Annotated in this window: 18 protein-coding genes and 2 pseudogenes; 3 read left to right on the top strand and 17 right to left on the bottom strand. The window is 72.4% G+C overall.

Translation table 11 applies throughout. The annotated features are described in order from the left end of the window. Positions 1-8: 8 nt before the first annotated feature. From B0E53_RS03275 to pcaF, 13 genes and pseudogenes are all read right to left on the bottom strand, one after another. The gene (locus B0E53_RS03275) at positions 9-758 is read right to left on the bottom strand and encodes a gamma-glutamyl-gamma-aminobutyrate hydrolase family protein (protein WP_107074585.1); all 750 of its coding nucleotides are present in this window, start codon (positions 756-758) and stop codon (positions 9-11) included. Then, entirely contained in the window at positions 755-1522 is a 768-nt protein-coding gene (locus B0E53_RS03270; protein ID WP_091268577.1) for a 3-oxoacyl-ACP reductase, read from the bottom strand. The genes B0E53_RS03275 and B0E53_RS03270 overlap by 4 nt, the downstream gene beginning before the upstream one ends. A 1-nt stretch (position 1523) precedes the next feature. After that, positions 1524-2879, bottom strand: coding sequence for an aldehyde dehydrogenase family protein (locus B0E53_RS03265; protein WP_107074584.1), 1356 nt, complete (start codon positions 2877-2879; stop codon positions 1524-1526). 38 nt (positions 2880-2917) lie between these two features. Continuing rightward, complete coding sequence (locus tag B0E53_RS03260; protein ID WP_107074583.1) at positions 2918-4282, bottom strand: glutamine synthetase family protein; 1365 nt, start codon at positions 4280-4282, stop codon at positions 2918-2920. Between the two features lie 203 nt (positions 4283-4485). Further along, positions 4486-5069: pseudogene (locus B0E53_RS03255) on the bottom strand (inositol monophosphatase family protein). 70 nt (positions 5070-5139) lie between these two features. After that, a complete protein-coding gene (locus B0E53_RS03250; protein WP_107074582.1) occupies positions 5140-5589 on the bottom strand; it encodes a hypothetical protein in 450 nt (149 codons plus the stop codon). A gap of 58 nt (positions 5590-5647) precedes the next feature. Then, positions 5648-6325 carry a GNAT family protein gene (locus B0E53_RS03245; protein WP_107074581.1) on the bottom strand — a complete coding sequence of 226 codons (678 nt, stop codon included), beginning with the start codon at positions 6323-6325 and terminating at the stop codon, positions 5648-5650. 93 nt (positions 6326-6418) lie between these two features. After that, positions 6419-6655 (bottom strand): hypothetical protein, encoded by a 237-nt coding sequence (locus B0E53_RS03240; protein ID WP_107074580.1) that lies wholly within the window; start codon positions 6653-6655, stop codon positions 6419-6421. 145 nt (positions 6656-6800) lie between these two features. Next, the gene (locus B0E53_RS03235) at positions 6801-8390 is read right to left on the bottom strand and encodes an amino acid permease (RefSeq protein ID WP_107074579.1); all 1590 of its coding nucleotides are present in this window, start codon (positions 8388-8390) and stop codon (positions 6801-6803) included. 304 nt (positions 8391-8694) lie between these two features. After that, positions 8695-9195: a DUF456 domain-containing protein gene (locus B0E53_RS03230; RefSeq protein WP_107074578.1), complete on the bottom strand. Its 501-nt coding sequence runs from the start codon at positions 9193-9195 to the stop codon at positions 8695-8697. Positions 9196-9308: 113 nt separating this feature from the next. After that, positions 9309-11450, bottom strand: a pseudogene (locus B0E53_RS03225) (EAL domain-containing protein); the annotation flags it as partial. Positions 11451-11456: 6 nt separating this feature from the next. Then, entirely contained in the window at positions 11457-12275 is an 819-nt protein-coding gene (locus B0E53_RS03220; protein WP_107074577.1) for an SAM-dependent methyltransferase, read from the bottom strand. Between the two features lie 138 nt (positions 12276-12413). Continuing rightward, positions 12414-13619: a 3-oxoadipyl-CoA thiolase gene (pcaF, locus tag B0E53_RS03215; protein WP_107074576.1), complete on the bottom strand. Its 1206-nt coding sequence runs from the start codon at positions 13617-13619 to the stop codon at positions 12414-12416. A 109-nt stretch (positions 13620-13728) separates the two neighbouring features. Here pcaF and B0E53_RS03210 point away from each other — a divergent pair, with 109 nt between their 5' ends. Together B0E53_RS03210 and B0E53_RS03205 are read left to right on the top strand one after the other, a co-directional pair. Then, positions 13729-14694: a glutathione S-transferase C-terminal domain-containing protein gene (locus B0E53_RS03210; protein WP_107074575.1), complete on the top strand. Its 966-nt coding sequence runs from the start codon at positions 13729-13731 to the stop codon at positions 14692-14694. Further along, positions 14687-15346 carry a DUF998 domain-containing protein gene (locus B0E53_RS03205; RefSeq protein WP_107074574.1) on the top strand — a complete coding sequence of 220 codons (660 nt, stop codon included), beginning with the start codon at positions 14687-14689 and terminating at the stop codon, positions 15344-15346. The genes B0E53_RS03210 and B0E53_RS03205 overlap by 8 nt, the downstream gene beginning before the upstream one ends. Here the strand turns inward: B0E53_RS03205 and B0E53_RS03200 are convergent. The 4 genes from B0E53_RS03200 to B0E53_RS03185 are packed head-to-tail and all read right to left on the bottom strand — an operon-like array spanning position 15336 to position 18866. Further along, entirely contained in the window at positions 15336-15725 is a 390-nt protein-coding gene (locus tag B0E53_RS03200; protein ID WP_107074573.1) for a universal stress protein, read from the bottom strand. The genes B0E53_RS03205 and B0E53_RS03200 overlap by 11 nt on opposite strands. Then, positions 15722-17251, bottom strand: coding sequence for a tripartite tricarboxylate transporter permease (locus B0E53_RS03195; RefSeq protein WP_107074572.1), 1530 nt, complete (start codon positions 17249-17251; stop codon positions 15722-15724). Before B0E53_RS03195 ends, B0E53_RS03200 begins: the two co-directional genes overlap by 4 nt. Positions 17252-17259: 8 nt before the next feature. Then, positions 17260-17862: a tripartite tricarboxylate transporter TctB family protein gene (locus B0E53_RS03190; RefSeq protein WP_107074571.1), complete on the bottom strand. Its 603-nt coding sequence runs from the start codon at positions 17860-17862 to the stop codon at positions 17260-17262. Further along, positions 17859-18866 carry a tripartite tricarboxylate transporter substrate binding protein gene (locus B0E53_RS03185; RefSeq protein WP_107074570.1) on the bottom strand — a complete coding sequence of 336 codons (1008 nt, stop codon included), beginning with the start codon at positions 18864-18866 and terminating at the stop codon, positions 17859-17861. Before B0E53_RS03185 ends, B0E53_RS03190 begins: the two co-directional genes overlap by 4 nt. Positions 18867-19005: 139 nt before the next feature. Here B0E53_RS03185 and B0E53_RS03180 point away from each other — a divergent pair, with 139 nt between their 5' ends. After that, positions 19006-19896: a LysR family transcriptional regulator gene (locus B0E53_RS03180; protein WP_107074569.1), complete on the top strand. Its 891-nt coding sequence runs from the start codon at positions 19006-19008 to the stop codon at positions 19894-19896. Positions 19897-19959: the final 63 nt, after the last annotated feature.

Genomic DNA, 19959 nt, shown 5'->3' with positions numbered 1-19959 from the left:
CCTACGCCTCATCCTGACGCAACCGGCGGTTGGCGGCGAGTCGAGCGGGCCCGGGGGGCCGGGGCGGCACCGGCCGCCGCGCGGACCAGCGCGGCCACCGGCCGGGGATCGACGTCGTTCTCCGGGTGCCACTGCACGCCAAGCAGGAAGCGCCGCGCCGGATCCTCCACCGCCTCCACCACCCCGTCGTCGGCCCAGCCGGTCACGGCAAGGCCGCCCGGGTCGGCCACCCCCTGATGGTGGTACGAGTTGACCCGGTCCACCCCGGCCATCACCGCCCCGGCCAGGCTGCCGTCGGCGAAGCGGACCGGGTGCGACCCGTACGCCCCGGGGGCGGGGCGGTGGCGGTCGTGCCCGACCACGTCCGGCAGGTGCTGGTGCAGCGTGCCGCCGTAGGCCACGGCGAGTAACTGCATGCCCCGGCACACCCCGAGCACCGGCAGGTCGGCGGCGAGCGCGGCGGTCAGCAGCGCGAACTCCCCGGCGTCCCGGTCCGGGCGGCTCTCGGTGCGCGGGTCGGGCGGCCGGCCGTACCGCTCCGGGCCGACGTCGGCGCCGCCGGCCAGCAGCAGCCCGTCGAGCACCCGCAGCACGTCGGCGTCGGTGTCGTCCGGGGGCAGCACCACGGCCCGGCCGCCGGCCGCCGTCACCGCCCGGACGTACGCCTGCGGCACCAGCGCCGCTGGCACGTCCCGCCACACCGCCCAGCCGGCCGGCTCGACGTACGCGGTGACGCCGATCACCGGACGTCGGCTCATAGCGGGGTCACGTACGCGCCGGTGATCCCGCCGTCCACCACGAACTGCGCGGCGGTCATGAACGAGGCGTCGTCGCTGGCCAGGAAGGCCACCGCGGCGGCGATCTCCTCGGGGTTGCCGAACCGGCCCATCGGCACGTGGACGAGGCGGCGGGCGGCCCGCTCCGGGTCCTTGGCGAACAGCTCCAGCAGCAGTGGTGTGGCGACCGGACCGGGGCAGAGCGCGTTGACCCGGATGCCCTCCCGGGCGAACTGCACGCCCAGCTCCCGGGTCATCGCCAGCACCCCGCCCTTGCTCGCCGTGTACGCGATCTGCGACGTCGCCGCCCCCATGAGCGCCACGAACGAGGCGGTGTTGATGATCGAGCCCTTGCCCTGCCTGCGCATGTGCGGGATGGCGTACTTGCAGCAGAGGTAGACGCTCGTGGTGTTGACCCGCAGGACCCGCTCCCAGGCGTCCAGCCCGGTCTCCAGGATCGAGTCGTCGTCGGGCGGCGAGATGCCGGCGTTGTTGAAGGCGACGTCCACCCGGCCGTGCCGCTCGGCCACCCCGTCGAAGAGGTCGCGGACCGCCGCCTCGTCGGCCACGTCGGCGGCGACGAACTCGCCGGCCACCTCGTCGGCGGCCCGCTTGCCCGCCTCGGCGTCGATGTCCACGCAGACCACCCGGGCCCCCTCGGCGGCGAACCGCCGCACCGTGGCCAGGCCGATGCCGCTGCCCGCCCCGGTCACCACGGCGACCCGGTCCTGAAGCCGTCCCTGCATCTCACTCCTCCGTGCTGATGAACACGTTCTTGACGTCGGTGAAGGCGTGCAGCGCGTCCGGGCCCAGCTCCCGGCCGAGACCGGAACGCTTCATCCCACCGAACGGGGTCCAGTAGCGCACCGAGGAGTGCGAATTGACGCTGAGGTTGCCGGACTCGACCGCCCGGGCCACCCGGACCGCGCGGCCCACGTCCCGGGTCCAGATCGAGCCGGAGAGGCCGTACTCGGTGTCGTTGGCCAGGCGGATCGCGTCCGCCTCGTCGTCGAACGGGAGCACCGAGACGACCGGGCCGAAGATCTCCTCCCGCCAGTGCCGGTCGGCCGGGGAGTCGGCGAGCAGCACGGTCGGGGCGTACCAGAAACCGGCGCCGTCGGGGCGGGCGCCGGTGAAGGCCACCTTCGCCCCGTCGACGTACCCGGCGACCCGGTCCCGGTGCCCGGCGGAGATCAGCGGGCCCATCTCGGCGCTCTCGGCGGCCGGGTCCTCGACCCGGAACGCCCGGACGGCCGGTTCGAGCAGTTCCAGGAAGCGGTCGTACACCGATCGCTGGACCAGGATCCGGGAGCGGGCGCAGCAGTCCTGGCCGGCGTTGTCGAAGACCGCGGCCGGCGCACTGGCCGCCGCCTTCGCCAGGTCGGCGTCGGCGAAGACCAGGTTGGCGGACTTGCCGCCCAGCTCCAGCGTCACCCGCTTCACCTGGGCGGCGCACCCGGCCATGATCCGGGTGCCGACCTCGGTGGAGCCGGTGAAGCAGACCTTGCGGACCGCCGGGTGGGTGACGAACCGCTCGCCCACCACGCCGCCCTGGCCGGGCAGCACGGTGAACACGCCCTCCGGCAGGCCGGCGTCGAGGGCCAGCTCGGCCAGGCGCAGCGCGGTCAGCGGGGTCAGCTCGGCCGGCTTGAGCACCACCGTGTTGCCGGCGGCGAGCGCCGGGGCGAAGCCCCAGCCGGCAATGGGCATCGGGAAGTTCCACGGCACGATCACACCGACCACGCCGAGCGGTTCGTGGAAGGTGACGTCGAGCCCGCCGGGCACCGGGATCTGCTGTCCGGTCAGCCGCTCCGGCGCGCCCGCGTAGTAGTCGAGCACGTCCCGGACGTTGCCGGCCTCCCAGCGGGCGTTGCCGATGGTGTGCCCGGCGTTGCGCACCTCCAGCAGCGCCAGTTCCTCCCGGTGCGCGTCGACCACGGCGGCGAAGCGCCGCAACAACCGCGCCCGGTCCCCCGGCGCCACCGCGCGCCACGTCTCGAAGGCGGCCGCCGCCCGTTCGATCGCCGCGTCCGTCTCCGCGGGCGAGGTGGCCGGCACCTCGCGGAGCGGCTCACCGGTCGCCGGGTTGATCACCTGGGTCACGCGCCCCACCCTTCTCCTGGCCGACCGGGAGCGCAAGGTCAGAGGCGTTCGAAGCCACGGACCAGCTCCCAGTCGGTGACGGCGGCGTCGAAGGCCGCCAGCTCCACCCGCGCGTTGTTGGCGTAGTGGGCGACGACCTCGTCCCCGAAGGCGTCCTTCGCCGTCTCCGAGCACTCCCAGAGGGTGAGGGCGTCCCGGAGCGTCCCGGGCACCCGCTCGGCGTCCCCGTCGTCGTAGGCGTTGCCGGCGCACTCCTCGCCCAGCTCCAACTCCCGCTCGATGCCGTGCACCGCGCCGGCCACCAGGGCGGCGATCGCCAGGTACGGGTTGACGTCGGCGCCCGGCACCCGGTTCTCCACCCGCATCCCCTGGCCGTGCCCGACCAGCCGCAGCGCGCAGGTGCGGTTGTCGGTGCCCCAGCGCAGCGCGGTCGGCGCGAACGAGCCGGGCTGGTAGCGCTTGTAGGAGTTGACGTTGGGGGCGAAGAGGAGGCTGAACTCGCGCATGGTGGCGAGCAGCCCGGCCAGCACCCGCTGCCCGGTCGTCGACAGGTGCGCCGGCCCGTCGCCGAGCATGGCCGAGCGGCCGTCGGCGTCGCGCAGCGAGAAGTGGATGTGGCAGGAGTTGCCCTCGCGCGCGTTCGGCTTGGCCATGAAGGTGATCGACATGCCCTCCTGGGCGGCGATCTCCTTCGCCCCGTTCTTGTAGATGACGTGGTGGTCGGCGCAGGCCACCGCCTCGTCGTAGCGGAAGGCGATCTCGTGCTGGCCGAGGTTGCACTCGCCCTTGGCGCTCTCCGGGATCAGCCCCGCGCCGGCCATCTGGTTGCGGATCCGGCGCAGCAGCGGCTCGACCCGGGCGGTGCCGAGCAGCGAGTAGTCCACGTTGTACTGGTTTGCCGGGGTCAGCTCGCGGTAGCCGCGCCGCCACGCCTCCTCGTACGAGTCGCGGAACAGCACGAACTCCAGCTCGGTGCCGGCGTACGCGGTCAGCCCGTGGGCGGCCAGCCGGTCGAGCTGGCGGCGCAGGATCTGCCGGGGCGAGGCGACCACCGGGCCGGAGCCGTCCAGCCACTCCAGGTCGGCCAGCAGCATCGCGGTGCCGGGCTGCCAGGGCACCCGGCGCAGGGTGTCCAGGTCGGCCCGCATGGCGAAGTCGCCGTAGCCGCGTTCCCAGCTCGACATGGCGTACCCGTCGACGGTGTTCATGTCGACGTCCACGGCCAGCAGGTAGTTGCAGCCCTCACTGCCGTGCGCGACCACCTGGTCCAGGAAGAAGGGGGCGTGGAACCGCTTGCCCTGGAGGCGGCCCTGCATGTCGGTCAGCGCGAGCACCACCGTGTCGATCTCGCCATCGGCGACCGCGACGCGCAACTGTTCCAGCGTGAGCGGAGCTTTCCTCATCAGCGCGCCTCCATCACCAAGGTCTACTGGCAGAACCGGATCACCGTCAATGCCCGTTCCGGACACCGTGGCAAACGCGTTCGGCCGACGGCGGGAGCCGGGTCAGTCGCGGCCCGCGCCCAGGCGAGAGAGCGGTGGTGCAGATCCGGGTTCCGCGCCGCAGCTCCGGCACCGCGAGAGCGGACGCAACGGGACGTGCGGGATCACCCGGCGGCCCTTTCGACAAGGGCCAACAGGGCGGCGTGGGTCTGCTCGTCGGCGGCCACGACGAGACCGCCCGCCCCGGTGTGCAGGGGCTGACCGTCGATGCCGGTCACCACACAACCGGCCGCCTGGCAGAGGGCGATGCCGGCCGCGAAGTGGACGCTGTCGCGCAGGTGGCCATCGGTCACGTAGGCGGCGCGTCGGCCGGCGGCGACCCAGGCCACCGCCAGGGTGGTGGAGACGACACGTGGGCGGAACCGCTCGATGAACCCTTGATCGGCAAGTAACCGGGCGGCCCGGAAAACTCGCTCATTGGGGAAGGGTGGGTCGAGATTGACGTCCACCAGCCTCGACTCGGCCGACGGAGTGAGTCGCTCGTCCACGCCCTCTGCCACCACGAGGTCGTCCGGCCGGGCAGCCGCAGGACGTCGAGGATGGCCTTCTCCGCTTCGATGTCGGCCGTCGTGGCGAAGTCTCCCGCGGACTTCTCGAAGCGGGTCAGCGATGCCCCGTACTGGGAGCGCACCACCGCGGCCCCGGCTGCCGCCGCTTCGATGACCAGATCCCGGTCGTTGATCGACATGCACGCACCATAGATGCCGGGCGGGCTCGCGGGTGTCCGGATGATCGAGCCACCCGCACTCCGCGGCGGATCAGGAGACCGCGGCCTTCACCAGCGCGGCGACCTTCTTCTCCACCGCGGGGCTCCACTTCTGGAGCGCGTACGACACCGGCCACAGGTCCCCGTCGTCGAGGTTGGCCTCGTCCTGGAAGCCCAGGGTCGAGTACCGGTAGTTGAACTTGCCCGAGTCCTGGAAGAAGACGACGATCTTGCCATCCGCGTTCGCGTAGGCGGGCATCCCGTACCAGGTCTTCGGCGACAGCTGCGGGGCGGCTGCGGTCACCGTCGCGTGCACGCGCTCGGCGAGCGCACGGTCATCCGGCGCCATCTGCGCGATCCGGTCGAGGACCGCCTGCAGGTCGTCGGCCTTCTTGGCGCCCTTCTTGCCCTCGGCACGCAGCTCGGCGGCGCGCTCCTTCATCGCGGCGCGCTCCTCAGGGCTGAAGCCATCGGACACGGTCGTGGAGTTCTTCGCGGACATTCTTGGGCTCCCTTTTCGCTGTTCAGGCTCGGCGTCCTGCCGGCTGCCTGGGAAAAGGCTAGGCCCGCCGGCATCCTCCCGCTTCTCGATTCCTGATCGGTTCGTCGGCCCGACGAAGCGTCCGGGTAGCGCGGTGCCACTCGCGTGCCAGGAGGCCGTAGACCACGAGATCGCGTCGTCCGTCGGGGAAGGCGGCCGCCTCACGCAGGACGCCCTCCTGGGTGAACCCCAGGCGCTCGGCCACGCTGCGGCTACGGGTGTTGTCGACGGTGGTCGGCAGCGCGACCCGTTCCAGGCCGAGCGGCCCGAACGCGTGGTCGAGCACGGCCGTGACCGCCCGGGCGACCAGTCCCCGCCCCACGTGGCCGGCGTCGAGCCAGTAGCCCACCTCACCCGACCGCGCGGGACCGTCGATCACCAGTTGGACCCAGCCGACCAGGCGCCAGCCGCCCTCCGCCGGCACCGCGATGGACAGCGACAGCAGTGACCCTTCCAGCCACGCCTGGCCGGCCCGTTCCAGGTTCGCGCGAACTCCGTCCAGCGTCGGCGGCTCCTGGAAGGCGTCCGGGAACCACCGGGCGAGACGCTGGTAGTTGGCCTCCACCAGGGCCAGGTGGGCCTCGGCGATAGCAGCCGTGCGCGGGATCAGGACGGCATCGTCCCCCAGCGGCCAGGTGAACAACGCGGTGGTGACGGTGGGAACGCCTGCTCCCGACTCGGCGACGGTGATCCGCAACTGTCCCGGATCAGAGGCTCATCAGCGGGCCTTCATCACCCAGGCCTACCGGCAAAAGGGATCACCGTCAATCACCTCGACCTCCAGATGTAGCTAGGCCTTCCACCCGGGATCGCGGCCGGTGAGCCCGAGGACCCGGTCGAGCAGGGGAGCATCGGCGGGCAGAGTCATCGATGGCCCGAACAGGCCGGGCGTGCCGGCACTGCTCGCCTGTTGGGAGACCAGGCGGTGGACCGCTTCGGCGGTCTGATGATCGACCGCGTATGGCTGTCCGGTCGCGCTGGCGAGATCCCACCCGTGGACGACCAGCTCGTTCAGCGGCTGCGCCACTCCGGGTCGAGCTCCGGGCGATCGCCCGGGCCATCCGGCGCGGCGTCGGGTCCCTTCTCAGCAGCTGTCCGGAACGCGACGGTACGCGCCTGGACCGACAGGACGGGCCCCACGCCGGGGGCCCGGCGCCGGCGGGAAGAGCGGATCAGACCGGGTCGTCCGCCGGTGTGGCGTCCGCGGCGGGGCGCTGCGCCGGAACGTCCACGGTACGGCGGGGTCCGGTGAACCACTTCCGGGCCGAGGCGTACCACCAGATGGCCACGCCGAGCAGCACCCCGCCGATGGCGAGCGGCGCGTAGTTCACCGCCGTCCAGGTGAACTCCGCGTTGCCCGGCACGCCGGCCGGCACGATCGGCAGCACGAAGTAGACGGAGATGACCGCGATCTCGATCACCGCGATCCAGCCGAGCAGCTTGTACCTCCGGCCCAGCGTCCACGGGCCCGGGACGAACCGGTTCCCCATCCGCACCCGCAGGAAGATCGGGATGAGGAACGACAGGTACAGCCCGATCACCGCGACCGAGACCACCGCGTAGAAGGCGACCGGCACGCCGGCCTTCTGGTAGAGCGCGGGCAGGGTGAGCACCAGCCCGGCCAGGGTGGCCGCGATGATCGCGTTGACCGGGGTGCCGTTGCGGTCCACCCGGGACCAGAGCCGCCAGCCCGGGACCGCGCGGTCCCGGCTGAACGCGTACGCCATCCGGGACATCGAGGTCACGCAGCTCATCCCGCAGAAGAACTGGCCGATGGTGGAGATGATGATGACGGCCTTGAAGAAGAACGGGGTCAACGCGGACTCGAAGATCGCCCCGGAGAAGCCGCCCGCGGAGTTGATCGCGTCCACGTCGGTGGCCGCGAAGAGGAAGGCGAGCAGCAGGATCCAGCCGCCCACCGCCGAATAGAAGATCGACCGCCAGAGACCCTGGGCGGCGGCCTTCGAGGCGCCCCGGGTCTCCTCGGAGACGTGCGCGCAGGCGTCGAACCCGGTGATCGTGTACTGGGTGAGCAGGAAGCCCAGCGGCAGCACGTAGAACCAGAAGGTGAGCCCGCCGGTGTCGCCGTCGCCGAAGCCGGAGTTGTTGAACCGCTCGGTGAAGACGAACTTGAAGCTCTGGTGGTCGTCCGGGACCAGGACCAGGATGAGCACCACCGCGGCCGCGCCGGCCACGTGCCACCAGACCGAGACGTTCTGGAGTACGTCGATGACGCGGTGCCCGTAGATGTTGATCAGCCCGTGCAGGGCGAGGATCACCACGAAGAGCCCGAAGGTCTGGTGCGCGGTGCCGGCCCAGCCGTCGAAGAGCGCGGAGAGGGTGAGGTTGAGGAAGGTGGCGCAGCCGTAGTCGACCGAGGCGGTCACCGCCACCAGGCCGATCAGGTTGAGCCAGCCGGTGAACCAGCCGTGCACCGGCCGTCCCATGGTCGCGGCCCACCAGTAGATCCCGCCGGCGGTCGGGTAGGCCGAGACCAGCTCGGCCATGCAGAAGCCGATGATCAGGATGAACAGCGAGATCAGCGGCCAGCCCCAGGAGATGGCTACCGGACCGCCGTTGTTCCACGCCTGGCCGAAGGTGGTGAAGCAGCCGGCCAGGATCGAGATGATCGAGAACGAGATGGCGAAGTTGGAGAAGCCGCTCCACTTGCGGTGGAGTTCCTGCTTGTAGCCGAGTTCGGCGAGTCGTCGGGCGTCGTCGTCCATCGGTTGCTCGGCGGTCGGCGCGGGCGTCGTGGCCACTGCACACCTCCTCGAGGTGGATTCCCCGGTGCGAGTGGGCAAAGTGTGATCCCGTCGATCAAGCCGGTCAATACGACAGCCGTGGGAATCTCACGGCCGGCACGGCTAATTGCGTTGCCGCGCGAGACCGTTCCGGGGCATCCTTGAGCCCGTGACCAGGCCCGATCGCGACGGGCCACCGCCGGGCGCTCGGCAACGCCCGGTGCGCGGCGGCGCGCGGCGTCCACCTCTCTCTCACTGAAGTACGGCGGTTCGCCGTACCCCCGGACGCCCGCGCCGTCGCTCCTTCCGGAGCCGGCTCAGCTCAGGCGAACAGCAGCCCGGCCACCCAGAGCACGGCGATGACCAGGCCGGCCAGGAACTCGACAAGCATGGACAGCCCGGCCGCCTTGAGCGCCTGCACGGTGGCCGGCCAGGCGAGCTGGTTGCTGCCCAGCCGCAGCCGTTCGGCGCCCCAGATCCCGCCGATGAAGCCGATCGGCAGGCCGACCACCGGGATGACGAAGAAGCCGACCAGGCCGAGCAGCCCGCCGGCCAGCAGCGACGAGGCGGGCACGCCGGTCCGCTTCAGGTTCCGCCCCGGCCAGAGGTACTTGACCACGCCGCCGCCGACGGCGACCACGGTGGCGGCGGCCAGCACCGCCCAGCGGCCCGGCCCGGCGTCGCCGAAGAGCGCCCACACCAGCACGCCGCCCCAGCAGAGCGGCAGCGCCGGCAGCCCGGGCACCACCACCCCGGCCAGCCCGGCCAGGATGGCCAGCGCGGCCACCACCGACACCACCGCCTGCGAGTCGCTCAGGCTCACCGCGTCTCCTCCCCGGCGGCGCGGGTCTGCGCCCGCCCGGCGCGCTGTTCCGGCAGGTGGGCAGGGAACCCTTCGCCACCGGAGGCGTCCCGACGGGGCCCTGCCGCGGCGGCCAGCCGGGTGCGGATGTCGGCGGCGGGCATCGGGGCGCCGAACCAGCGGCCCTGCCCGGTGTCGCAGCGCAGCGACCGCAGCCGCTCGGCCTGCACCTCGGTCTCCACCGCCTCGGCGGTCACCCACAGCTCCAGCGCGTGGGCCAGCCGGACCAGCGCGTCCACGATCCGCTCGTCACGGTGGTCGGCGGCCGCGTCCGCCCCGTCGGCCCGGATCCCCTCGACGAACGGGCCGGCCAGCTTCAGGCACTGGATCGGCAGCCGCCGCAGGTACGCCAGGTTCGAGTAGCCGGTGCCGAAGTCGTCGACGGCCAGCCGGATCCCGAGGTCGGCGAGCTGGTGCAGGGCGCGCAGCGGCTCTCCTGCGGTGCCCATCACCGCGCTCTCGGTCAGCTCCAGTTGCAGCAGCTCGGCGGGGAGCCCGGTGCGCTGCAACGCCTCGGCGACGGTCTCCACGATGGCCGGGTCGTCGGCCTGCCGGGCGGCCAGGTTCACGCTGACCACCAGCCGCGCGTCCGGGTACGCCCGCCGCCAGCTCTCCGCGTCCCGGCACGCCTGCCGGAGCACCCAGGCGCCGAGCCGGACGATCAGGCCGGTCTCCTCGGCCAGCCCGATGAACCGGTCCGGGCCGATCAGCCCCAGCTCCGGGTGCTGCCAGCGGACCAGCGCCTCCACCGCCACCATCGAGCCATCGAGCAGCGAGACGATCGGCTGGTAGTGCAGCACGAACTCGCCCCGGTCCAGCGCGACGGGCAGGTTGGCGGCCAGCGCGGAGCGGGCGATGTCGGCGGCGCTGCGCTCCGGGTCGTAGACCGCCCAGCGGCCCCGCCCCTCGGCCTTGGCCCAGTAGAGGGTGGTGTCGGCGGCCTTCATCAGGTCGGAGACGCTGGTTTCGGCGGCCGGGCACTCCACGATGCCGATGCTCGCCGACACGGCGAGCTGCTGGTCGCCGACGTGCACCGGGGCGGAGACCGCGGCCAGGGCCAGCTCGGCCACCTCCACCGCGTCGTCGAGGCCGCCGTCGGAGTCGACCAGGATGACGAACTCGTCGCCGCCCATCCGGGCCACCAGGTGGCCGCGGCCGGACACGCAGTCGGCCAGCCGCCGGGCGATCACCTTGAGCAGCCGGTCGCCGAGGTCATGGCCGAGGCTGTCGTTGATCGCCTTGAAGCCGTCCAGGTCGATGAAGCAGAGCCCGACCCGCTGCTCCGGCTCGGCGGTGTCGAAGACCTGGCCGAGCGTCTCGAAGAAGAGCGTCCGGTTGGGCAGGCCGGTCAGGGGGTCGTGCAGCGCCTGGAAGCGCAGCCGCTGCTGGAGCTGGTACCGCTCGGTGATGTCCTCGATCATCGCCACGGTGAACCGGGGGCGGCCGTCGTCGTGGCGGATCAGCGAGACGGCGAGGTCGGTCCAGACCACACTGCCGTCCTTGCGGTAGTAGCGCTTCTCCACCCGGGCGCTGTCCCGCTTGCCCTCGATCAGCTCCTGGTACAGCTCCCACATCCCGCCGGCGTCGTCGGGATGGAACAGCTCGGCCACGGTGAGTTCGCGCAGCTCGGTCGCCGTGTAGCCGAGCATGTCCGCGAACGACTGGTTGACCTCGATGATCCGCCCGTCCACCCCGGCGATGCCGATGCCGATGGCCGCCCCGGTGAACACCGCGCGGAACCGGGCCTCGCTGTCCCGCAGCGCCTGCTCCACCGCGTCCCGGGCCTGCCAGGCCGAACGGGCGATCCGCTCCTGCTGGCTGAACACCCGGTCGCGCAGCGCCCGGCTGAAGCCGGCGGCGAACGCGCCCTGCACGGCGGCGATCCGCTCCCGCAGCTCGGGCACCTCCACCCGGGTGGGCAGCACCCAGGACAGGAAGCGGTCGCCGAGCGCCTGCACCGACCAGTCGAGCACCCCGGGCTCGGTGAGGTGCGCCTCGACGAGGGCCCGCCCGACGTCCTCCGCCGGCTGGGCGGAGAACGCCGGGGCGAGCAGGGCCCGGCCGAGGCGGACGGTGTGCACCAGCAGCAGCCGTTCGGTCTCGGCCGCGCTCAACGGCACGAACGCGATGCGCCGCACCGCCCGGGCCCACTCGGCGGCGTACGCCGCGGCGCCCGGCCGGCTGACGTCGCTCCCGTCGGGGTCCGGGGCGCGCATGTCGGCTCAGCCGGCGGTGTGGTCGTACCGGGCGACGCCGCCGAACGCCCCGAACCGCTCGGGGTGCTCGTCCACGTCGGACGGCGAGTCGGGTCGCCAGAGCGGCATGTGCACGACCCCCGGTTCGAGGACCGTCCAGTCGCCGAAGTAGCCGGTGATCTCGGCCCGCGAGCGCAGCGTGATCTCGGTGGCAGTGCGCGCCGACAGCCGCTGCGCGTCGAGCATCTCCTGCGGCTGGTCCTCGAAGGTCGAGTGCGAGATGACCAGGAAGCTGCCGGGCGCCGCGGCGGCACGCAGGGTGGCGAGGATGTCGCCCGGCCGGTCCTCGTCGGGGACGAAGTGCACCACCCCGGCGAGCAGGATGCCGACCGGGCGGTCGAAGTCGATCAGGCCGCTGGCCCGGGCCTGGTCCAGGATCAGTTTCGGCTCCCGCAGGTCGGCCAGGATCGCGGTGGCCCGGTCGTTGCCGGCGAGCAGTTCCCGGCTGTGCGCCACGGCGACCGGGTCGATGTCGACGTACACGATCCGGGCCTCCGGGTTGGCCGCCTGGGCGACCTCGTGCACGTTGCCGACGGTGGGAATCCCCGAGCCGATGTCGAGGAACTGGTCGATGCCGGCGTCGAGCAGCACCCGGACGGCCCGGCGCAGGAACTCCCGCCCGGAGCGCATGGTGGCCGCCAGGTTCGGCGTCATGGCGGCGATCTGCTCGGCGAGCTGCCGGTCGATCTCGAAGTTGTGCGCGCCGCCGAGGAAGTAGTCGTAGACCCGGGCCGCGCTCGGCCGGCTCAGGTCGATCTCGGCGGGAAGTCCGTCCGGCGTCTGCATCGCTCGGTCCCCCCGGGTCGTCGCCGCGGGTGGCCCGGCAACCGGGCCGACCCCGCGGCATGGTGTGGTCCACACCACTCTATGCGCGCGCACCCAGGAACGGGATATCCACTGTCGACGGTTCCGGCCCGCCCGCCGTCAGGCGGGCGACTCCAGCAGCAGCGAGATGCCCTGTCCCACGCCGATGCACATGGTCGCCAGGGCCCGCCGCCCGCCCCGCCGGCGTAGCTCCAGCGCGGCGGTGAGGGCCAGCCGGGCGCCACTGGCGCCGAGCGGGTGGCCCAGCGCGATCGCCCCGCCGTTCGGGTTGACGTGCTCGGCGTCCTCGGGCAGGCCCAGCTCGCGCAGCACCGCCACCGACTGGGCGGCGAACGCCTCGTTCAGCTCGATCACATCGAGGTCGGCCAGGCCCAGGCCCTGCCGGTCGAGCAGCTTGCGGGTGGCCGGGATCGGCCCGATGCCCATGATCCGCGGCGGTACGCCGGCCGCCGCCGCCCCGGTCACCCGGGCGAGCGGCGTGAGGCCGTACCGCTCGACGGCCGCCGCGGAGGCGACCAGCAGGGCCACCGCGCCGTCGTTGACGCCGGAGGAGTTGCCGGCGGTCACCGTGCCGCCCTCGCGGAACGGGGTGGGCAGCGCGGCGAGCTTCGCAAGCGTGGTCTCCCGGGGGTGCTCGTCGACCTCGACCAGCTTCGTCTCCCGCCGGCCGGCCGGCACGGTCACCGGCATGATCTCCTCGGCCAGCCGGCCGTCGGCCTGCGCCTTGGCGGCGCGCTGCTGCGAGCGGAACGCGAACTCGTCCTGCGCGGCGCGGTCGACGCCGAAGTCCGCGGCGACGTTCTCCGCCGTCTCCGGCATCGAGTCGATGCCCCACCCCTTCTTCATCAGCGGGTTCACCAGCCGCCAGCCGATGGTGGTGTCGTACACCTCGGCGGCGCGCGCGAACGCGGCCGTGGCCTTCGGCATCACGAAGGGCGCCCGGCTCATGCTCTCCACCCCGCCGGCGACCAGCAGGTCGGCCTCCCCGGCCACGATCGCGCGGGCGGCCGTCGCGAGGGCGTCCAGGCCGGAGCCGCAGAGCCGGTTGACCGTGCTGCCCGGCACCTCCTCGGGCAGCCCGCCGAGCAGCGCGGCCATCCGGGCCACGTTGCGGTTGTCCTCACCGGCCTGGTTGGCGCAGCCCAGGATCACGTCGTCGGTGCGGGCCCAGTCCACCGAGGGGTGGCGGGCGACCAGCTCGCGGATCACGTGCGCGGCCAGGTCGTCGGGGCGGACCCCGGCGAGGGCGCCGGCGTACCGGCCGATCGGCGTGCGGACACCGGCCACGAGGTATGCGACGGTCATCGGCGCTCAGTCCTCCGGGGGGTGGGCGGGGGTGGCGGCGGGTCGCCCGCCGGGTCACGGGGACGCCCGGCGCCAGGATATCCGCGCCCGGAACGGATAGGTTGGCCGCATGGCCCGGGCCCAGTTCAGCGCAGAGACCGCCGGCGGCGGCGCGTTCGTCCGCCAGCCCAACCGGTTCACCGGTCGGGTCACCCCGCACTCCACCTCGCCCGAGGGCGGCGGCCCCGACGACCAGGGGCGCTGGCCGCTGGAGGCGGGCCGCTACCGGCTGATCTGGTGCCGGGCCTGCCCGTGGGCGCACCGGGCCCGGATCGTGCGCGGCCTGCTCGGCCTCGACGAGGTGATCTCGCTGGGCACGGTCGACCCCATCCGGGACGAGCGGGGCTGGCGGTTCAGCCTCGACCAGGACGGCTTCGACCCGGTGCTGGGCATCGGGTTCCTCAGCGAGGCGTACCTGGCCACCGACGCCGACTTCACCGGCCGGGTGACCGTGCCGGCGCTGGTCGACACGCTGACCGGCCGGGTGGTCACCAACGACTACCCGCAGCTCACCCTCGACTTCTCCACCGAGTGGCGGCGGTTCCACAAGCCGGGGGCGCCGGACCTCTACCCGGTCGAGCTGCGGCCGGAGATGGACGCGCTGATGGCGGAGATCCACCGGGACGTCAACAACGGCGTCTACCGGTGCGGCTTCGCCACCTCGCAGGAGGCGTACGACGAGGCGTACACGGCGCTCTTCGCCCGGCTGGACGCGCTGTCGGAGCGGCTCTCCGGGCAGCGCTACCTGATGGGCGAGCGGATCACCGAGGCCGACGTGCGGCTCTTCACCACGCTGGTCCGCTTCGATGTGGCGTACCACGGGCACTTCAAGTGCAACCGGCAGAAGCTCACCGAGATGCCGGTGCTCTGGGCGTACGCCCGGGACCTGTTCCAGACGCCGGGCTTCGGCGAGACGGTGGACTTCGACCACATCAAGCGGCACTACTACGCCACCCACGAGATGATCAACCCGACCCGGATCGTGCCGCTCGGTCCGGACCTGTCCGGCTGGACCACGCCGCACGGGCGTGGCTGACCCCGACGTCCTCCGGGCCGCCGCCGCGTCCGGCGCCGCCGGCTGCGTCGTGGCCGGGGCGGTCGCCGTGACGGTCGCCGTGGCCGCCGGTCCCGGTCCGGGCCTGACCGGGTACGTCAGCGAGGCCGGCGTCACCGACAGCGGGTACGCCGGGGCGTACCGGATCGGGGTCTTCGCCCTGGCGGCGGCGCTGCTGCTGCTCGCCGCGGCGCTCCCCCCGGCGCTGCGGACCGCGGCCGCGCTGCTGGTGGCCGGCGCCGCCGGCACGGCCCTCTCCGGGGCGGTGGCCTGCTCCACCGGCTGCCCGCTGCCGCCGTTCGAGGCCGCCACGGTGGCCGACCTGGTACACGGCGGCGCGAGCATCACGGCCACCGCCGCCGTGGTCTTCGCGATGCTGGCGCTGCTGCTCTCCCCCGCGACCGGCCGGTTGCTTCGCCGGGTGGCCGGGATCGGCGCGGCCCTGGCACTGCCGCTGTCCGCGGCGATCGGGCTGGCCATGCTGGCCGTCGGGCGTGGCGGCCTGGTCGGCGTGCTGGAGCGGTTCCTGCTGACCGTGGCCGCCGCCTGGGGCCTGGCCACCGCCGCCGTGCTCGGGCTAGGCCGGCGACAGCCACCGTCCGCCGCCAGGCCGGCCCCGACGGTCAGGGCTTGACGGCGAGCACGGGCCGGTCGGCGTCGAGCAGGATGCGCTGCGCGGCACTGCCCATGATCAGCTTGCCCACCGGCGAGCGGCGGCGCAGGCCGATCACGATCACCGAGGCATCGACCGCCTCGGCGACGCGCACGACCTCGTCGGCGAGGTCCCCGGCGTGCGCGTCCTGGCGGACCTCGACCGCGACGCCGGCCGCCGCGCCCCGCTCGACCATGGCGGCGACCGCGTCCGCGGCGGCCATCTCCGCGCTGACCGGCGCACCCTCCCGCGGCGTGTTGAGAAGCACCAGCCGCTCCCGGCGGCGTGCGGCCTCCGCGAGGCCCGCAGTGAAGGCGGCGTCCCCTTCGGGCGTGGGGACGTACGCGACGAGAACGGTCACACGAGCTCCTTGGTGTCGTGGGGTGCGGAGTCGGGGCGGGACGTGGGCCCCCGGCGGGCGAGGGCGGCCCGGACCGGCGGGAGCAGGGCGACGAGCAGGAACAGGGCGAGCAGGGTGCCCGAGATCGGCCGAGTGAGGAAGCCGGTCGCGTCCCCGTCGAAGATCAGCAGTGAGCGGCGCAGCGAGTCCTCCAGCAGCGAGCCCAGCACGAAGGCCAGCACCAGGGGGCCCGGGTCGAAGCCGAACTTCTTCATCAGGTACCCGAGGGCGCCGAAGACGATCACCAGCCCGATGTCGAAGACGTCGTTGTTGACCGTGTAGACGCCGACCAGCGTGATCAGGACCGTGATGGGCGCGAGGATTGTGGCCCGTACCCGCAGGATCTTCACGAACAGGCCGACCAGCGGGATGCTCATGATCAGCAACAGGATGTTGCCGATGTACATCGAGTTGACCACGCCCCAGAACAGCTCGGGCTCCTGGCTGACCAGCTGGGGGCCGGGGCTGACCCCCTGGATCAGCAGCGCCCCGAAGATGACCGCCATGGTCGCGTTGGCGGGGATGCCGAGGGTGAGCAGCGGGATAAAGGAGGACGTCGCGGCCGCGTTGTTCGCCGTCTCCGGGGCGGCAACCCCCTCGACGGCACCCTTGCCGAACCGCTCCGGGTTTCTGGAGCGCCGCTTCTCGAGCGCGTAGGCGGCCAGCGAGGCCAGGGTCGCACCGCCGCCGGGCAGGATACCCAGGATGAAGCCCAGGACGGAACCGCGTCCGATGGCCCCCGACGACTCGCGGAGGTCCGCGCGCGACGGCCACACGTTGGCTACCTTCGTCGGCGCGTGCACCGCCCGGTGGCGCTCCTCCAGGTTGTAGAGGATCTCGCCGAGGCCGAAGAGACCCATCGCGATCGGCACGAAGTCCAGGCCGTCGGCCAGCGACAGGTTCTCGAAGGTGAACCGCTCCGCGCCGGTGAAGCTGTCCCGGCCGACCGTGGCGAGCAGCAGGCCGACGCAGGCGGCGATCACGGCCTTGAGCCGTCCGCCGCTGCTCACGGTGGCCACCAGCAGGATGCCGAGCAGGGCCAGGGCCGTGTACTCGGGTGGACCGAAGTCCAGCGCGAAGCCGGCCACCACGGGCGCGACCAGCGTCAAGGCGATGATCGAGACGGTGCCGCCGATGAAGGAACCGACGGCCGCGACGCCGAGGGCAGTACCGGCCCGACCCTGCCGGGCCAGCGTGTGGCCGTCGAAGACGGTCACCACCGAGGACGCCTCGCCGGGCAGCCGGAGGAGCACCGAGGTGATGGTGCCGCCGTACTGGGCGCCGTAGAAGATGCCAGCGAGCATGATGATCGCGGTCACCGGCTCGATGCCGAAGGTGACCGGCAGCAGGATCGCGATGGTGGCCGCGGGACCGAGGCCGGGCAGGACGCCGACCAGCATGCCGATGACGACGCCGATCAGGCAGTACAGCAGGTTCGTCGGTTCGAGTACGACGCCGAAGCCGTCGAGCACGGGCGCGAAGTCCACGGGCCCTCCTAGAAGAGGTGCGGGATGGGAACGGAGAGGGCCGCGACAAAGGCGAGGTAGAACCCGACCACCACGCCGAGGCTCGCCAGGACGGAGGTCCGCCAGCCCTCCCGGCCGAGGAACCGCAGCCAGACAAAGGCGAGCAGGGCGGCGGGGATCTCGAAACCGATGGTCCCGATGACCGCGACGAAAACGACCATGGTGGCCAGGCCGCCGAGGACCAGCCAGCTCGCCCTGGAGAAGCGTTCCGCGTCCGTCGTCCGCCGGCCGGCGGCGAGCAGGCCGAGGCCGAGCACGACGAGCGCGGCGCTCACCAGTAGCGGCCAGGTGCCGGAGTCGGGGCTACGCACCGTCCCGAGTCCGAGGCGGGCGGAGCCGACCAACGCGGCGACACCGAGTGCGACGACGGCGGCAGCGGCGAGGACGTTGCTCAACGGCCCGGCCGCGGGCGGCCGGCCCTCGTGCTCGGCCTCCTCGACCCGGTGGATCGCCTCGTCGAGGCTGAGCTCTTCGAGGGGACGTTCCTCGTCCGTCTCCGCCCGGGTGGCCCCGGCGGCCGGGTGGCCGCCGGGGCTTCCCTGGGTCGGCACGCCGCCGTGGGCAGCGGTCACTTCGCTCCGCCGAGGTTGATGGAGTACTTCTCGACCACGCCGCGGTACTTGTCCAGGTTTCCGGCCCACTGCCTGCGCAGTTCCTCGCCGTCGGCCTCGTTCGGGGTGAGCTGGTTGTCCTCGTTGAACTTCTTGTACGCGTCGGCCTGGAACGCCTTCTGGAAGGCCTGACGGAGTCGGTCGACGACCTCCTTCGGCGTGCCCTTCGGAGCGAAGATCGCCCGCGACTGCTGCACCGGCACGTCGTGGCCCGCCTCCACGGCGGTCGGGGTGTCGGGCAGGTACGACGGCCGCTTCTCGGCGAAGGTGACGATCGGGGTCAGCTTGCCGGCCTGGATCTGCTCGATCGCCTCGCCCAGCTGGATCGAGCCGACGTCCACCTGGCCACCGAGGACCGCGGTCAGCGTGGGCGACCCGCCGTCGAACGGAACGGCCTTGGCGTTGATGTTGGCCTGCCTGAACAACAGCTCCTGGGAGAGCTGGCTGCCCGTGCCGACACCCGTGGTGCCGAAGGTGATCTGCCGCCCGGCCTTGGCCAGGTCGTCGACGGTCTTGAAGCCGGACTTCGGCGCCGTCACGAGTACGTAGTCGTCCTGGCTGATGCCGGTGACGATCTCGTACTCCGCGATGTCCGGCGCCTGGCCCTTGGCGACGGCCAGCGGCGTGATGTACGCGAGGCTGCCGTTGTACACCATCAGGGTGTGCCCGTCGGCCTTCTTGCCGGCCAACTCCTTGGCGGCGAGGGCGCCGTTCGCGCCGGGCTTGTTCTCCACCGTGACGGGCACACCGAGGTCGGCCTTGACCTGGTCGGCCAGTGCCCGGGCGATGAGGTCGGTGCTGCCGCCCGGGTCCTGCCCGACGAGAATCGTGATCGGGGAGTCCCCCGGGAACTTCGCCTCGTCACTGGATCCGCCGCCGACGTTGCCGCCGCAGGCGGCGAGCGAGAGGGCCAGGGCCATCCCGGCACCCGCCGTCGCCCACTGGCGCACGCGGTTGATGCTCATGTCGTTCTCCTCTTAGCAGAGCCATGTTTCAGCCGTGGGCGCTGTGAGTGGAGTCACGGACGCCTGGATGACGGCAGCGTAAGAACCTCGGCTCATGCCTGTCCAAATCCAATGGAGCATCAATTGATACCTTCTTGACATGGCGTTCACGCTGGAGCAACTTCGCGGTTTCGTGGCCGTCGCCGACGAGCTGCACTTCGGCCGTGCGGCCGCCCGGCTGCAGATGACGCAGCCTCCCCTGAGCCGCCAGATCCAGAAGCTGGAACGGGTGGTGGGTGCCCAGCTCCTGGAGCGGGACAACCGCCGGGTCACCCTCACGGCAGCGGGCGCGGCGTTCCTGGTCGAGGCCCGCCGCCTGCTCATTCTCGCCGACTCGGCACCTGAGCTGGCGCGGCGGGTGTCGTCCGGGGCCAGCGGTGTGGTCCGGATCGGGTTCACGGCCGCGTCGGCGTACGGGGTCCTCGGAGAGCTGCTGAACGGCCTGAGCCGGGAGCTGCCCGACGTCGCCGTCGACCTGACCGAGATGGTGACCCGCGAGCAGGTGACCGGCCTGCTCAAGGAGGAGGTCGACCTCGGGCTGGCCCGACCACCCTTCGACGAGGAGGCCTTCGGCTCTCGGCTGCTGCACCGGGAGGCGCTGCTCGTCGCCGCGCCCGCGGGTCACCGGCTGCTCGAGCTGGGCCGGCCGGCGGTGGCTGCGGACCTGGCGGGCGAGCCCGTCGTCATGCACTCGCCGACCAAGGCCAAGTACTTCTACGACCTGGTCGCGGGCGTCGTACCGATCGCCGCCGAGAACACCGTGCACACCGTGAGCCAGGTGCTCACCATGCTCTGGCTCGTGGCAGCAGGTCGTGGTGTCGCGTTCGTCCCCGCGTCCGCCGCACGCCTGCCCATCGAGGGAGTGGGGTTCGTCCGACTGGAGACACCCACACCCGAGCCTGTCGAGCTTCACCTGTTGTGGGCCAGAAGTTCGAAGAACCCGGCCCTGTGGCGGGCGCTGGCCGCGCTGGAGCCGCGGACCGCGTCCTGATACCTGGTGAGCATCGTTCGATGCGGAACGGCTCTTGGACATGCATCATGGCCGGTTCTTACC

The sequence above is a fragment of the Micromonospora sp. MH33 genome (assembly GCF_003013775.1).
Taxonomy (GTDB): Bacteria; Actinomycetota; Actinomycetes; order Mycobacteriales; family Micromonosporaceae; genus Micromonospora; species Micromonospora fulviviridis.
Note: the sequence above shows the minus strand (reverse complement) of the source record. Positions and strands in the feature narration are given on the sequence as shown.

Bases quoted from the DNA above. Each gene is read 5' to 3' on its own strand.
- B0E53_RS03275 (WP_107074585.1), bottom strand. From the start codon at position 758: ATGAGCCGACGTCCGGTGATCGGCGTCACCGCGTACGTCGAGCCGGCC.
- B0E53_RS03270 (WP_091268577.1), bottom strand. From the start codon at position 1,522: ATGCAGGGACGGCTTCAGGACCGGGTCGCCGTGGTGACCGGGGCGGGC.
- B0E53_RS03260 (WP_107074583.1), bottom strand. From the start codon at position 4,282: ATGAGGAAAGCTCCGCTCACGCTGGAACAGTTGCGCGTCGCGGTCGCC.
- B0E53_RS03250 (WP_107074582.1), bottom strand. From the start codon at position 5,589: ATGTCCGCGAAGAACTCCACGACCGTGTCCGATGGCTTCAGCCCTGAG.
- B0E53_RS03220 (WP_107074577.1), bottom strand. From the start codon at position 12,275: ATGCAGACGCCGGACGGACTTCCCGCCGAGATCGACCTGAGCCGGCCG.
- pcaF (WP_107074576.1), bottom strand. From the start codon at position 13,619: ATGACCGTCGCATACCTCGTGGCCGGTGTCCGCACGCCGATCGGCCGG.
- B0E53_RS03210 (WP_107074575.1), top strand. From the start codon at position 13,729: ATGGCCCGGGCCCAGTTCAGCGCAGAGACCGCCGGCGGCGGCGCGTTC.
- B0E53_RS03185 (WP_107074570.1), bottom strand. From the start codon at position 18,866: ATGAGCATCAACCGCGTGCGCCAGTGGGCGACGGCGGGTGCCGGGATG.
- B0E53_RS03180 (WP_107074569.1), top strand. From the start codon at position 19,006: ATGGCGTTCACGCTGGAGCAACTTCGCGGTTTCGTGGCCGTCGCCGAC.